Raw genomic sequence first — 13,676 nt, forward strand, 5'->3', positions numbered from 1 at the left:
TCGAGGTGTCGCGACAACGGTGGAGGGCGGAGTGGCGTCGGTGGCAGGCTCGTCGGATCGCTGAGACCGCTGTGCTGTTGGGCAAGCAGTGGTGGGAAGTCGACGAGCTCGACATGGTGTTCTGTCACCTCGAGCACGGGCGGCCGGAGCACTACTCGACCGCCCCGAAGTTCCGGATGGACCAGCGGTACGGCCGTCGTCTTCCGCGCCGTGTTGAGCAGAAACCGTGACCTCATCTGGCCGTGACCCATGCGACGAGAACCCCCGGTGCTTCCCCGCCCGGGGGTTCTCTCCTGTCTGGACTCGCGTCTCCGCTCCCACCCGTAGGGCTTTGCCGTGAGGATGAACCCGGCTCCGCTGTCCTGAGGTAGTCGGCGAGGTTGGTGGTGTGCAGCCCCGGGCGGACAAGTTCCCCCGGGGCTGTCTTGCGTCTCGGGGTGCGCGAGCCGCTGGCTGCCGCTCGGTGGACGACGTCAGGGGTACGCACTTCCGCGTACTCCTGTCTCGCGTCTCAGAGGTCGGTGGGCGCTCGGAGGAGCATGGCGGGACGAGCGACCAGGTGTGTGACGCGGCGGTGTTGGTGGATGTGGCCCGTGGGCTGCGGGAGGTGCTCGCCGAGATCGACGACCCCGCGGCAGAGTCCACGGCGCACCCGGGGACGAGGAGCCGGCTGGAGGGGGCGGCGGTCGCGGTCGATGTCGCAGCGGCCGGTGATCGCCCCCGGAAGCCGCGTCCGTAAACGATCGGTTTGACCCCGCGTCCGCGGGAGTCGGCGAGGTTGGGCAGCCTGACCGTGATGCACCCGGGTGCCACCGCCGTGGCAAGCGGGGGCCGAGCCGCGTCCGCGGCCCGGCCCCACCCACCCCCCAGGCCAGGGATCAAGCGTCGAGCGACTCGGGGCTCCCCAGCCCGGTTCGCGTCTGCCTGTCCCTCATTGGCTGTGCATACATTCGACCAAGGAGGGCATTCATCGTGCACAGCGATTCCTGCTCGGCGCCGTGCGTTTTCTGCATGCAGCACGGTCACGGGAACCGTCCAGAGTGGTGGAGGTGCTCACGCCGCCAACCGGCCGGCGTCGTCCCGTACTGCCGCCGGAACGCCCGTTCGAACGTACTGAGGTCGCGGAACCCGACGGCAGTCGCGACGCGCGATATCGGGAGGCGGTCGTACCCCGAGTCGGACAGCATCCTCTGGGCCGCGAGTAGCCGCTGCTCGCGGAGGTACGCACCGGGTGTGGTCCCGATCCGTTCGAACAGGGTGTACGCACGGCGGACCGACACGTGGTGCCGCCGCGCCAGCTCCTCGACCCGCAGCTGCGGGTCGGCCAGGTGTTTGCGAACGTGCGTCCGCATCACGTCGAGCAACACGCCCGCGGAGCCGTCCGCGCCCGGTACGGAGGGTGGTACGTCGCGCAGCGCCATCGCGAGCAGATCGACCGCGGCCCGCCCGGCGTCCCGCCGCTGCGGCGCGGTGAGGTCGTCGGCGACCTCGAACAGCCGATTCAGGTAGCTGGACAGCATCTGCATGGCCGGGGCCGCGGGGTCCATGCTGCGCGCACAGGCCTCGGTGATCTCGGTGGTGCGGAGCGGGAGCAGCTCGCGGGAGAAACACAAGGTCAGGGGCCGGGTCTCGGTCGACGAGAAGCCCCACTCCCACCGGCTACGCGTATCGTTCAGCACTCCCGCAGCGGGCGCCAACTCGAAGCAGCGGTCGTGCTGGCGGACGCGGCTCTGGCCGGTTTTGCATACGCTGAAGAACAGGTCGTCCGCCGACGCCCTCGCTGCCATCTGGGTGGTTCGGACCACCGACATCGGTCCCCAATGCCGCCACTGAGTCAGCGTCAGGGCCTCGTCCAGCTCCTGGAACGCCACCCGCCCGCGATAGCCGGGACGCGCCCGGGCGATCACCGGCACGAAGAACTTACCGGCGACGTCTTCCAACTCCTCACTGGAGTACTCGTGGATCTGCACGACCCGAGGCTAACTCCGGCATCGACCGCATCCGTTTCCACTGGCACCCCCTGGGCCGCGGCGGAGACCAGCATCCGCACATCCATGCGCTGCCGAATCTCGATGCGCACGTCTATCTGCCACGAGTGACCTTCGAGGGCGCGGTCCGCACTTGTATCGAGATGGGCGCTCCGCTGACTGTCGACGCGGCTGAGGCCATCCGCCACCTCGCAGTGACCGAGGCCCCACACATGTTGTACCGCTCGTGGAGCGACTGGCCCCCTGGAATCGAGAAGCCGTACCGGGCCTCCTCCGCAAACCCGTGAGGCGTCGCGTAGCACCTCTACCGGGCGTTGACCGAGTCCTGACCGGCTGCCACCTCGAGGCCCGCCGCTGCTCCCTCGATGCGGCGGCGGGTCACCGTCGACGCCGTCAGCTCCGAGTCGGGATCCTCAACCTCGGCGAGCACGGCCCGCAGTCCACGCGCAGCGGCGGCGAGCACGGCCGGGTCAACACCATCCATGCCGGGCACGGTAGGCGTCGACGCGGCAACTGCTAGAGACTCGCGTGCACCCCGGAGAAACAGACTCGCGTGCACCCCGGAGAAACCAGAGACCCCGGCCCGATGTGGGCCCGGGGGTCTCATGGTGCGAGGCGCGCCCGTTCAGCTTCCGCCCGCCGGCGCCAGCTGGACGAACGTCGTGCCGTGCCCGTACCAGCGGGTGCCGTTGATGAGGACGTCGAGCCCCCACTGCTCGGCGACACGTGCGAGCTCGGCGATCTCGTTGGTGCCGAGCCCATAGGGGTGACGAGGGCGGCGGGTTTCCGTCTCGGGTCCAGCCGGTGATGTGGTCAAGCCACCGGTAGGTGCCGCGGTCTTCCTCGCAGATCGACACGGCGCAGCGCCCGCGGGAGATCCAGTGCAGGCACTTCCCGTGGATCGAGTAGCGCAGCTTGTGGTGTTCGGCCCAGTCGACCATCTCTGCGCGGGAGTCCACCCAGATGTTGGGGCCGTAGGGCCAGCCGTCGTTGCTGATCCGATACCGGGGCCGCGGCGGTCGAGGTCAGCGAGCAGTTCGCGCTGCTCCGGAGTGATGTGCCGCCCTCAGCGCGCCTCGGGGAAGTGGAGCAGGTTCACGTTGCGGGTGCAGCCGTCACCGACGCAGCTGGTCATCGGGTCGCCTTCCGCTCGTAGTGGCCCTGACGCCACGTCAGCGGGGCTGGCGCGATGTACTCGACGTTCGGCTCGTCGGGGAACACCTCGGCGGTGTTGCGGGTCAGGTACGTGACGAAATCGTCGAGGTCTTCCGGTCACCGGTAACGAGAGGCCTGCCGAGGCGATCGTTCTCAGGATCAGGATCAGTGAGCCCGGCGCCAGGACCTGGACCGGCCAGCTCGCCGCCGCGAGCAGAACGCAGTAGGCCACCACGGGTCTGCGCTGGATCGCCCCGGCGAGGCCACGCCGTTTCGGTTGGTGCTCGGTGTCGGTTCCGGACATCGTGTCGCCTCCCTCGGCGCAATCGTCCACGCAGTCGTCGCCCCTGTTAATCGGCATGACCAGGTCAGCGGGCGATGTGAGGGTGCAGATCATGACCACTCAGGTACGCACGGCCGCCGGGACGGTTCGAGGACAGTGGGAAGGCGGGGTCGCCGTGTACCGCGGCGTTCCCTTCGCCGCGCCGCCGGTAGGGCGGGATCGATTCGCCGCTCCCCGCCTGCCGGTGCGGTGGGACGGGGTCCGTGACGGCACCCGGTTCGGACCGCCCCCGCCACAGCCGGGGAGGTCGACGGAAGGGGAGGACTGGCTGAACCTCGCCGTCTGGACGCCGGATCCCGGCGGGGCAGGGCTTCCGGTGGTGGTGTGGATCAGCGGCGGCACGTACCTCAACTGCGACACGGCCAACCCGCACCTCGCCGGTGCGACCCTGGCGGCCGCCGGCGCGGTGGTGGTGAGTGCCCACTACCGCACCGGGGCCGAGGGCTTCGCCCGGCTCGACGGGGCGCCGGACAACCGTGGTCTGCTCGACCAGGTCGCAGCACTGCGCTGGGTACACGACAACATCAGCGCCTTCGGCGGTGACCCGGGCAACGTCACCGTCTTCGGCCAGTCCGCAGGGGCCGGGTCGATCGCTGCGCTGCTGGTGATGCCGGCGGCGGCCGGACTGTTCCGCCGCGCGATCCTGCAGAGCCTCCCGGGAACGTTCTTCACCCCCGGCCTGGCAGCCGACGTCGCAGCGGAGGTCAGCGCCGAAATCGGCCGCTCGCCTCGGGTCGAGGACCTCGCCGAGGTCGCACCCGATGATCTCGTCGAGGCAGCCCGATCCGTGACCATCCGTCTCCCGCAGCAGGTCGGCCGGTGGGGCTCGGTGGCGTACACACCCACGCCGTTCTCCCCGGTGGTGGATGGTGAGGTCCTGCCGGCGTCCCCGTGGGCAGCGCTCGCCGATGGCGCGACCCGTGATGTCGACCTGCTCGTCGGGCATACCCGTGACGAGTTCAGCTTGCTCGCCGCCCGGCTCGGGGACATCGACGACGCCGGGGTGGACGTGTTGCTCAACGGGCTGACACCGACACCGGGCGCGCAGCGCTACCGAGCGGCCTATCCGTCCGCCTCGCCGAATGATCTGCGCGATACCGCCATGTCGGACTGGCTGTGGCGGATGCCGGCCCTCCACCTCGCTGAGGCGGCCCACGCCGGTGGAGCGCGGGTGTGGCTCTACGAGCTCTGCTGGGGGTTCGACTCCGTGGGTGCATCGCACAGCCTCGACACCCTGCTCGTGTTCGGCACCACCGAAATCGACACGGGGCTCACGGCAGCCGGACCGGACGCGGTGGCACAGGCCCGACACCTGTCGGGGCTGATCCGCGCCGAACATCTGTCGTTCGCCGCCAGCGGCAACCCCGGCTGGTCTCGCTACACACCCAACGAGCGCATCGCGCGCGTGTACGACACCGAGTCCACCCTCGCCCGGTATCCCGAGGAGCGGTCCCGCGGGATCTGGCGTGATCGACGGTTCGACGCCCTGGACCTGACGAGATGACGCCGAGCATCTGCGGCCGGCGCCTCGCCGCCGAGCTCAACTACTCCTCACCTGCTATTTCGTTGATTTTCAAGATTGTTTTCGGACCGCTGGTCACGCTCGCTGTGGACGACAATCGCTCAGGTGGCTGCTCGCGTCGAGCGCCGTCGGCCAGATGCGAACGCAGTGTCGTGCAACGCCTACGCGCCGGAGTTCGATAGTCGGTGAGTCGGCGTAGCTGCTTCGCATGCACCCGGCATTCATCTCTGGTCGACGAAAGGCAGCTCATGGTCAGGCAACCCTGCTCGAACCCGCTCATCCACCCTGCGGCGTGGCAGCGATGAGCCACCCGCAGACCGCGGGAGGGCCGTTCGAGCCCGGGGCCAGGCGGCCGTCACCTGCGGTGATCGCGGCCGTGCGGGTGTCGTGCCTCGCGGTGGCCGACCGGCCGGTCCGGCTTGCCGAGGTGTTCTACGCGCACCTGTTCGAGATGGCGCCGCAGCTGCGGGCGATGTTCCCGCCCGACCTGACCGGACAGATGCAGAAGATGAGTGACAGCCTGCTGAAAGTCATCGGGCAGCTCGACAGTGCGGACACGACGGCGCTGGAAGCCGCGCTGCGCCGACTCGGGGCCGATCACCGGATTCGCTTCCGGGTCGAGAACGAACACTATGGGTACATCGGCCACGCTCTGACCCGGGCGGTGCGGGATTTGTCCGGGCCGGGGTATTCGAGCTCCTTGAGCTCGTCCTGGATAGCGGTGTATCAGTGGGTTGCCACGCAGATGACCGCGGGCGCCCAGGCGGTGGACCCGCAAGCATCGCCGACGGATCGATCGATGCCCGCGGTGCCGCAACCTCGCTGGCCCCGGGAAGACGAGTTCGATCCTGCTTCCCGCCCGTACCACCCGCATCGGGCTGACAACTGACATGATCGCCGCAAGATCCGCGGATCCGTCCTGGTGAGGGCGAACAGCCGGATCTCGGAGCGTCGATCCGGAGGTGCCGCCCGCTGGCCGCGTGGCACCTGCCTCCTGTCGCCGACCTCCCCGTGCTCGTTCACAGCTTGTGGGCGGCCCGGCACAGTGAGTCGTACCTGACTGTCAGTACGCGGAGGAGAGCCAGATGTCATTGCCGAACGAATCGACGCGTTTCGCCGGCGCGCCGGGACCGACTCCCGAGCAGGACGCCGAGGACTTCGGTCTCCTCCTCCGCGAGGCGCGGGAGACCCAGGGCGTCAGCGCTGCCGAGCTGGCTGGACGCACGGGCGTAGCAGCGAGCGACGTCCTCGAGTTCGAAGCCGGGCGCGTCATCCCGGCCATGCCGCAGTTCACCACCTACATGAGGGCACTCGGCTTCATCGCCTAGTCATCGGACCTCGCGGTATGGCGTGAAGCCGGAGCTGCGGCCAGCCCGCCGCGTCCCGCAGGAACTGCCGGTCGTGGCTGGCCACCACCACCGCGGCCGGGGTCCCCGCCAGCGCCGCGGTCAGCTCGTCCACCAGCACGATCGACAGGTGGTTGGTCGGCTCGTCCAGCAGCACGACGTGTGGGCGGCCGGCGAGCAGGACGGCCAGGTCGAGGCGGCGCTGCTGACCGATCGAGAGGTCGGCCACCGGCCGGGCGGCATCGCGCGAACCGAGCAGGCCGAGCTGGGAGAGCGGCACCCGGTCGGACTCGTCGAGGCGGCCCACGCTGATGAGCCTGGACACCGCGGCGTCGTAGATCTCGAACGCACGGCGCCGCGACGGCGGCGGGGACTCCTGCCGGAGCAGCCCGATGCGGGCGTCGCGCTTGCGGTGCATGCTGCCGTCGGTCGGGTCGAGCGCGCCCGCGAGGAGGGCCAGCAAGGTCGACTTGCCCGACCCGTTGGGCCCGGTCACGACCAGGCGGTCGCCCGAGCGCAGGAGGGTGGAGCACGGACCGGTGAGCCGCCCGGTCACGGTGACGTCGTCGGCCCGCAGCAACGTGGCGCCGGGCACAGCGCCGAGGCGCGGAGCCTGGAACCGCAGTGGCGGCTCGGGGACGTCGACGACGTGTGCCTCGAGATCCTCCTGCCGCCGGTGCATCGCGCGCACCAGGGCGGGGGCCCGGGTGGCCCGGGTGTGCTTCCCGGTGCCCTTGGCCGGTCGCCACCCGGTGGAGAGCCGGTTCTGCGCCGCGGACAGATCGTCGGCGAGCCGTTGCCGCTCCGTCTGCTGGGCCCGGTGCTCGGCTTCCCATCGCTCGCGCTCGGCGCGGCCACCCTCCTGGTACCCGCGGTAGCCGCCGCCGTAGGTGCGGGGACGGCCGTCGCTGGTGGGGTCGAGGTCGAGCACGGCGGTGGCGACGTCGGCCAGCAGCGCGCGGTCGTGGCTGACCAGAACGACGGCGCCGGGGTGGGCCCGCAGGCGCGTGGTGAGGTGGTCGAGGCCGCCGGCGTCGAGGTGGTTGGTGGGCTCGTCGAGCAGCAGGATGTCGTGGCCGGCGCCGAGCAGGCAGGCCAGCCGGATCCGGTAGCGCTGTCCGACCGACAGCGTGGCGAGCATCCGGGAGCGGTCGTCGACGGCGCCGAGCGCGGCAAGCGACACCTCGACGCGGCGGTCGGCGTCCCATGCGTCGAGCGAGTCGACGGTCGCGAGCGCGGCGGCGTACTCCTCCTCGGCGCCGGGGCGGCCGTCGGCGAGTGCGCCGGTGGCGGCCTCGAACGCGCCGAGCGCGGCCCGGACCTCGGCCAGTTCGACGTCGATGAGCTCGCCGACCGAGCGGTCGTCGCCGATCGGCATCTCCTGGTCGGCGACCCCGAGGGAGCCGGACCGGCGGACCGTTCCCGCGTCGGCGCCGAGCCGCCCGGCCAGCACCTGCAGCAGCGTGGTCTTGCCGCGGCCGTTCTCCCCGACGACGCCGAGCCGGTCGCCTGCGGAGACGGTGAGGTCGACGCCGGTCAGAACCGGTCGGCCGCCACGTGTGACGTGCAGGTCGGTGGCGCCGAGATGAGCGCGTGAACTGATGGGTGGGGCGAGATCGATGGACATGCTTCCTCCACCCGCGCAGCCGGCAGCTGTCCGCGGGGCGGGACTGCCGGAAGCGCGAGGCACGATGTGACGGCGGACAGGGAGAAGCGCGACCCGGCCTCACCAGAGGAGTGCCGGCCCGCGCGCGTCCGCGCCGTCAGCGGAAGAAGTAGTGCCTCACGCGCCGGACGATAGCAGCGCAGCCGATCACGTTCGCCCGTTTTTCCGCGCGCCCGGCCGCCGCACCCCGCGGCAACCGGGCGACTCGCGGGGCCGGAACGGGCGACTCGCGGGCGCTGGATGGGCGACTCGCGGGGCCGGAACGGGCGACTCGCGGGGCGGGGCGAGCCGGTGTCAGCGATCGCGCTGCTCCTGGTGTGCCACGTCGGCGGCCCGCTGCCCGGCCCGGGCGGTCGGTGGGGTCGTCACGATGCGCAGGCTGAGGGCGGCGGCGAGCAGGTACAGGCATGCCTGAACCTGGAGCGCGACGGTGAGGCCCGCTCCGGTGCCGACCAAGCCGGCGAGGAGCATGCCGACAGCCTGGACGCCGCTGAAGATCGCGAAGAAGGTGCTCAGGACGCGCCCACGGCTGCCGGGATCGGTGTGGGTCTGCAGCAGGGTCAGGAGGCCGGTCATCGCCGCCATTCCCGGCACGCCTGCCGCGATGAACAAGGCGATATAGAGCCCGAGGTCGGTTGTCAGGGCGGGCGCGTTCCAGACCAGCAGCGACAGGGCCCCGAAGGCGGCGAGGGAGACCGACGCCAGCCGGGCGGGGCTCCATCGCTTGATCAGCACGCCGAGAAGTAGCCCGCCGGCGACGGCGCCGATGGCCTGCACACCCCGCAGGATGCCGACGTCGGTCTCGCTGCCGTGCAGGTTGTGGACGACGAAGAGGACGAACAACACGATGAAGGCACCCTGCGCGATCCCGGTGCACGCTGCGACGGCCATGACCCGACGCAGCACCGCGGTGGTGGCGACCACCTGCATCCCCTCGCGCCAGTCCGTCAGGAGCCGGGAGACGCTGCTGCCCTCGGCCTGAGGTGCTGCCGCGCCGCCGTCGACGCGCAGGCCGCCGGGTCGGCGCAGGGACCGGATCCCGACGACGAAGGTGGCAGCGGTCAGGAGGTAGAGGGCGACGACGGTCACCAGTACGCCCTCGATCCCGGTCAGGCCGAGCGCCAGCCCGCCGAGCGGACCGCCGATCAGGCGGGCCGCGTTGGACAGCACTCCCATCACCTGGTTGACCGTGGACAGGTCCTCGACCGGCACCAGCGCTGCGGCCGTGACGGCGCGACAGGGCTCGATCACGGTGCTCAGCACGGCCTGGACACCGACGATCAGGTACAGCAGCCACAGGTCGGCGTCGGTGTCCACGGCGAGGAGCCCGAGCAGGGCCACCGCCTGTCCGGCAGCCACCCCGGCCATCACCAACCAGGGGTCCAGGCGATCCACCAGCACCCCGGCCAGGGGGCCGACGAGGACCGTGGGCACCAGTTGCAGGGCGAAGACGGTGGCGGTGACCAGCGGCGAACCGGTCAGCTGCAGCACGAACAGCGGCAGGGCGATGAACATCATCCAGTCGCCGATCTCGGAGAGCAGGCCACCACTGCCCAGCCGCACCACACCGGGGCGCCGGGCCACCTCCAGCAGGGTGTTCACGACGGGTCGGCTCCGTCCTCGGCGCTCTGTCCCGGCTTCGGTGGCGTTTCCTCCGGGTCGACATCGGCATCGGCGTCATCCGGGTCGTCGACCACATCCGGGTTGAGGAACGCACGCAGCGTCACCTGGACGACACCGCTGTCCTGCGGAGCTCCGGCGCGGATCGGGCGCACGTAGGGCCGCAGCAGGCCGTCCACGGCGTCGAGCAGGTGCTGAAGCTCCTCCGGTGTGACCTGCAGGGAGTACGTGTTGTCGGCAGCGGCCTGCTGCCACTTCTCGGGCAGGAGGTCCCGGCGCGCCAGGTAGCGCTGGTGGAGGGCTTCGGTGTGCTGGGCGGACACGCTCTCCAGGACGGTCGCTGCGACCCTCGCGGCCGGGCCGTCTCCAGGTTCCACGGCGAAGCCGGCGGCGACTGCCTGCCACGGGCGGGTGCGGGCGTCGCCGTCGCCGGTCGCCGGCTCGACCAGCCCCACCTTCGCCAGCGCACGCAGGTGCCAGGAGCAGTTGGACGCGCTCTGGCCGACCACCGCCGCGCACTGGCTCGCCGTGCGCGGTCCCGCTGCCAGCAGGTGGTTCAGCAGTGCGTAGCGCACCGGCACCGCCAGCGCGGCCAGCGCTTCCTGTCCCAGTACCGCCCTCGGCGGCAGCTGCCGTTCTGAAGCCATGGCTTCAGAGTGAGGTGCGTGAGGGCAAGTGTCAAGCCGTCGCTTCAGAACTGGTCCGGACGCGGGACCGCGACCGGCGCCACCCGGAGATGCGCCCGGTGGTGGGCTGACGATTCGGATCGACACGCCCGTTCTGTGTGGAAACGGATCATCGAATAGCTGAGTCGCGTTTGTGCAGAGCGTTTTCACCCGTAGTGGGATTAGGGCAGCTGGGTGCTTGCGATAGCGGCCCGAACCGGTCCACGCTGGGCCTGCAGTGGGGCGCGAGCCGGTTAGGGCACACCGATCTGAGACTGATTCGCCCCTGCGGGGACCACCACGAACGATGAAACGGTGACGTCGCCACTCACCACCGCCGGCCGCCGGCAGCAGGAGCGGGCACCTGCGATCGGGGCTCTGGAGGGACGCAGACCAGGGGCCGCCGGGTGTCTCCCAGCCGGACCGAGCGGTGTGAGGGTGTCGGTCGTCCCTGACACCACCCTGGAGGTTGCGATGAGCACGAGGGATGTCCGGAACAATGACGCGAGCGGAACCACGAGCGTGCAGACCGTCGACCTGAAGTTCGAGGCGGTCGTCGTTCCTGTGTCGGATGTCGACCGCTCGAAGGCGTTCTACGGCAGCCTCGGGTGGCGGCTCGACGCGGATTTTCCCTTCGACAACGGTTTCCGGGTCGTCCAGCTCACGCCACCCGGCTCGGGCTGCTCGGTCCAGTTCGGCACGAACATCACCACGGCGCCGCCCGGCTCGGCCCAGGGCCTCTACCTGATCGTCTCCGACATCGACGCTGCCCGCGACGAGCTCGCCGCCCGGGGTGCCGAGGTCAGCGAGGTGTTCCATGCCGGAGAGCCGGGCGCCCAGTACGAGCCCAAGGGCACGAGTGGTCGGGTCGGTGGGCACGCGCCCGACAACACCAGCTACGGCACCTACGCCACGTTCGCCGATCCGGACGGCAACGTCTGGCTGCTTCAGGAGGTCACCACCCGGCTTCCCGGGCGCGTCGATGCCGCTGAGACGTCGTTCCGCTCGGCAGGTGACCTGGCGAGCGCGATGCGGCGGGCGGGGGCCGCGCACGGTGAGCACGAGAGGCGCACCGGGCAGCCCGATGAGGACTGGCCCGCCTGGTACGCCGCCTACATGCTGGCGGAACAGGCCGGGACGGAGCTGCCGACGTGAGCGACTACGACGTCATCGTCCTCGGCGGCGGGGCGCCCGGTGAGCACTGCGCCGCGGCGATGGCCGCGGGCGGGCTGCGCGTCGCCGTGGTCGAGCGAGAGCTGGTGGGAGGCGAGTGCTCCTACTGGGCGTGCATCCCGTCGAAGTCGCTGTTGCGCCCCGGTGAGGCGGTGCAGTGTGCGCGCGAGGTCGGCTCGACCTCGCAGGTCGACGTGGACGCCGCGCTCGCCTGGAGGGACTTCATGGTGTCGGACTACTCCGACGCCGGCCAGGAGCGGTGGCTGACCGACCACGGCATCGACCTCCTGCGCGGTACGGGCCGGCTGGCCGGCACCGGTGTGGTCGAGGTCGACGGCGTCCGCCACACCGCGGAAAACATCGTCGTGGCGACCGGATCGGATCCGATCGTGCCTCCGATCCCGGGACTGCGTGAGCTCGATGGCGTCTGGGGCACCCGCGAGGCGACGAGCATGAAGGCGGTGCCGCGCCGCCTGCTCGTGCTGGGTGGCGGGTCGGCCGGCGTGGAGCTTGCGCAGGTCGTGCGCCGCCTCGGTGGCGAAGCGGTGCTCGTCGAGGGCGCTGACCGCGTGCTTCCCCGTGAGCCCGCGCCGCTGGGCGAGGCGCTCGGCGAGGCCCTGCGCCGGGACGGGATCGAGCTGATGCTCGGCAGGCACGCCACCGCCGCGCTGCGGGAGGGTGATGAGTACGTCCTGCAGTTCGATGGCGCTGCGGACCTGCGGGGCGACCGGTTGCTCGTGGCGACCGGCCGGCGCCCACGCGTCGAGGGGATAGGCCTCGACACGGTCGGCGTCGAGGCCCGTCCCCACGGGATCCGGGTCGACGAGTACATGCGCGCAGGCGAGGGCCTCTGGGCGATCGGTGACGTCACCGGTATCTGGCCCCTCACCCACGTCGGCGAGTACGAGGGTGACGTGGTCGCGGCGAACATCCTCGGCGGTACGCGTCCCGCGAACTACGAAGCCGTTCCGCGAGTCACCTACACCGATCCGCAGGCCGCGGCGGTGGGCGCCGTCGAGGCGCAGTACAGCGCCACGGCCCCGTTGTCGGAGGTGCCGAAGACCGCCACCTACACACACGACTACGCCGAGTCCAACGGGTTCCTGACGCTGCTCAGCGACGGCGAGCGACTGACCGGCGCCTACGCGCTCGGGCCCGACGCCGGCGAGTGGCTGCAGCAGGCGACGCTCGCCATCCGCGCACACGTCCCGCTCCACGTGCTGAGCGACACGATCCAGCCCTTCCCCAGCTTCTCGGAGATCTACGACGCAGCAGTGAAAGCGCTCCGCATGCAGGTCGAGGACGTGCCGAGGTCGGCCGGACCGATGGACGCGCAGGTAGCGGGCCTGTCGGGGTGACGGAGGACAGATGAGCAGCGCAACCAAGCAGGTCTCCACCCAGCGCGAACCGGAGCTGGCCGGACAGACCGTCGTCGTGATCGGCGGCAGCGCGGGAATCGGGCTGGAGACGGCTCGACGCGCCCGGTCGGAGGGTGCGGATGTCATCCTCACCGGACGCAATCCCGACCGGCTCGACAAAGCGGCGCTGGAACTCGGCACGCACCGTAGCGCGGCCTTCGACGCGAACGACCCGGCTTCCCTTGAGAGGTTCTTCCAGGATCTGCCGGACCCGATCGACCACGTGATGGTCACGGCAGGCGGCCCGCACTACGGGCCCCTGCTCGAGATGGACTCGGACCAGGTGCGCGAGGCGATCAGCGAGCACATGGTGCTCGCCCTCGCGGTCGCGCGCAGCGCCGTCGGGCGGATGCGGCCCGGGGGCACGCTGCTTGTCATGGGCGGCACCGGCGCCCGGCGGGTCGGTCACGGCCTCGGGATCGCCTCCGCCACCACCGCCGCGATGCCTCCGTTCGTGGCGGCCCTCGCGCTCGAGGTCGCGCCGGTTCGTGTCAACCTCATCGCCGCAGGCTTCGTCGACACCCCGTTGTCGGCATCGCTGCTCGGAGGTCGACTCGAGGATCGCCGCAACGAGCTACGCGCGACGCTGCCGATCGGCCGCGTCGTCGGTCCGGCCGACGTCGCCGCGCTCGCCGTCCACATCATGAGCAACACGGCGCTCACCGGCGCGACGTACGACATCGACGGCGGGCAGCAGTTCGTCTCATGAGGTTCCTGCGCATGGGCTGCGCTCATTGCCCTGGGGGGGTATACCTCGCCGAACCGTGTCGTCACAATGCC

General features: G+C 70.8%; 12 protein-coding genes. 6 read left to right on the forward strand and 6 right to left on the reverse strand.

All coding sequences use genetic code 11. From position 1 onward, the window contains the following. Positions 1-1,022: 1,022 nt before the first annotated feature. From AC5L35_RS21055 to AC5L35_RS21065, 3 genes are all read right to left on the reverse strand, one after another. Complete coding sequence (locus AC5L35_RS21055; RefSeq protein ID WP_495061379.1) at positions 1,023-1,970, reverse strand: helix-turn-helix domain-containing protein; 948 nt, start codon at positions 1,968-1,970, stop codon at positions 1,023-1,025. A gap of 322 nt (positions 1,971-2,292) precedes the next feature. After that, positions 2,293-2,472 carry a hypothetical protein gene (locus AC5L35_RS21060; RefSeq protein ID WP_495061380.1) on the reverse strand — a complete coding sequence of 60 codons (180 nt, stop codon included), beginning with the start codon at positions 2,470-2,472 and terminating at the stop codon, positions 2,293-2,295. 141 nt (positions 2,473-2,613) lie between these two features. Continuing rightward, complete coding sequence (locus tag AC5L35_RS21065) at positions 2,614-2,805, reverse strand: hypothetical protein (protein ID WP_495061381.1); 192 nt, start codon at positions 2,803-2,805, stop codon at positions 2,614-2,616. A 733-nt stretch (positions 2,806-3,538) separates the two neighbouring features. Between AC5L35_RS21065 and AC5L35_RS21070 the strand changes: the two genes are divergently transcribed. From AC5L35_RS21070 to AC5L35_RS21080, 3 genes are all read left to right on the forward strand, one after another. Continuing rightward, positions 3,539-4,990: a carboxylesterase/lipase family protein gene (locus tag AC5L35_RS21070; RefSeq protein ID WP_495061382.1), complete on the forward strand. Its 1,452-nt coding sequence runs from the start codon at positions 3,539-3,541 to the stop codon at positions 4,988-4,990. A gap of 319 nt (positions 4,991-5,309) precedes the next feature. After that, on the forward strand, positions 5,310-5,897 hold the full coding sequence (locus AC5L35_RS21075; RefSeq protein WP_495061609.1) for a globin domain-containing protein: 588 nt from the start codon (positions 5,310-5,312) through the stop codon (positions 5,895-5,897). A gap of 196 nt (positions 5,898-6,093) precedes the next feature. Further along, positions 6,094-6,336, forward strand: coding sequence for a helix-turn-helix domain-containing protein (locus AC5L35_RS21080; RefSeq protein ID WP_495061383.1), 243 nt, complete (start codon positions 6,094-6,096; stop codon positions 6,334-6,336). Here the strand turns inward: AC5L35_RS21080 and AC5L35_RS21085 are convergent. The 3 genes from AC5L35_RS21085 to AC5L35_RS21095 form a co-directional block, all read right to left on the reverse strand. Further along, on the reverse strand, positions 6,326-7,981 hold the full coding sequence (locus tag AC5L35_RS21085) for an ABC-F family ATP-binding cassette domain-containing protein (protein WP_495061384.1): 1,656 nt from the start codon (positions 7,979-7,981) through the stop codon (positions 6,326-6,328). The genes AC5L35_RS21080 and AC5L35_RS21085 overlap by 11 nt on opposite strands. A 333-nt stretch (positions 7,982-8,314) precedes the next feature. Then, complete coding sequence (locus tag AC5L35_RS21090) at positions 8,315-9,622, reverse strand: MFS transporter (RefSeq protein WP_495061385.1); 1,308 nt, start codon at positions 9,620-9,622, stop codon at positions 8,315-8,317. Continuing rightward, positions 9,619-10,287 (reverse strand): helix-turn-helix domain-containing protein, encoded by a 669-nt coding sequence (locus tag AC5L35_RS21095; protein ID WP_495061386.1) that lies wholly within the window; start codon positions 10,285-10,287, stop codon positions 9,619-9,621. The genes AC5L35_RS21090 and AC5L35_RS21095 overlap by 4 nt, the downstream gene beginning before the upstream one ends. A gap of 492 nt (positions 10,288-10,779) precedes the next feature. Here AC5L35_RS21095 and AC5L35_RS21100 point away from each other — a divergent pair, with 492 nt between their 5' ends. Genes AC5L35_RS21100 through AC5L35_RS21110 form a run of 3 tightly spaced genes read left to right on the forward strand, consistent with a single transcriptional unit; the run spans position 10,780 to position 13,605 of the window. Then, entirely contained in the window at positions 10,780-11,460 is a 681-nt protein-coding gene (locus tag AC5L35_RS21100; RefSeq protein WP_495061387.1) for a VOC family protein, read from the forward strand. Beyond that, complete coding sequence (locus tag AC5L35_RS21105; protein ID WP_495061388.1) at positions 11,457-12,836, forward strand: dihydrolipoyl dehydrogenase family protein; 1,380 nt, start codon at positions 11,457-11,459, stop codon at positions 12,834-12,836. The genes AC5L35_RS21100 and AC5L35_RS21105 overlap by 4 nt, the downstream gene beginning before the upstream one ends. A 10-nt stretch (positions 12,837-12,846) precedes the next feature. Continuing rightward, positions 12,847-13,605: an SDR family oxidoreductase gene (locus tag AC5L35_RS21110; protein ID WP_495061389.1), complete on the forward strand. Its 759-nt coding sequence runs from the start codon at positions 12,847-12,849 to the stop codon at positions 13,603-13,605. The last annotated feature ends 71 nt before the right edge of the window (positions 13,606-13,676 follow it).

The sequence above is a fragment of the Pseudonocardia sp. OZ21 genome, assembly GCF_059359135.1.

Bases quoted from the DNA above. Each gene is read 5' to 3' on its own strand.
- AC5L35_RS21070 (WP_495061382.1), top strand. From the start codon at position 3,539: ATGACCACTCAGGTACGCACGGCCGCCGGGACGGTTCGAGGACAGTGG.
- AC5L35_RS21075 (WP_495061609.1), top strand. From the start codon at position 5,310: ATGAGCCACCCGCAGACCGCGGGAGGGCCGTTCGAGCCCGGGGCCAGG.
- AC5L35_RS21110 (WP_495061389.1), top strand. From the start codon at position 12,847: ATGAGCAGCGCAACCAAGCAGGTCTCCACCCAGCGCGAACCGGAGCTG.
- AC5L35_RS21100 (WP_495061387.1), top strand. From the start codon at position 10,780: ATGAGCACGAGGGATGTCCGGAACAATGACGCGAGCGGAACCACGAGC.
- AC5L35_RS21085 (WP_495061384.1), bottom strand. From the start codon at position 7,981: ATGTCCATCGATCTCGCCCCACCCATCAGTTCACGCGCTCATCTCGGC.
- AC5L35_RS21095 (WP_495061386.1), bottom strand. From the start codon at position 10,287: ATGGCTTCAGAACGGCAGCTGCCGCCGAGGGCGGTACTGGGACAGGAA.
- AC5L35_RS21060 (WP_495061380.1), bottom strand. From the start codon at position 2,472: ATGGATGGTGTTGACCCGGCCGTGCTCGCCGCCGCTGCGCGTGGACTG.
- AC5L35_RS21080 (WP_495061383.1), top strand. From the start codon at position 6,094: ATGTCATTGCCGAACGAATCGACGCGTTTCGCCGGCGCGCCGGGACCG.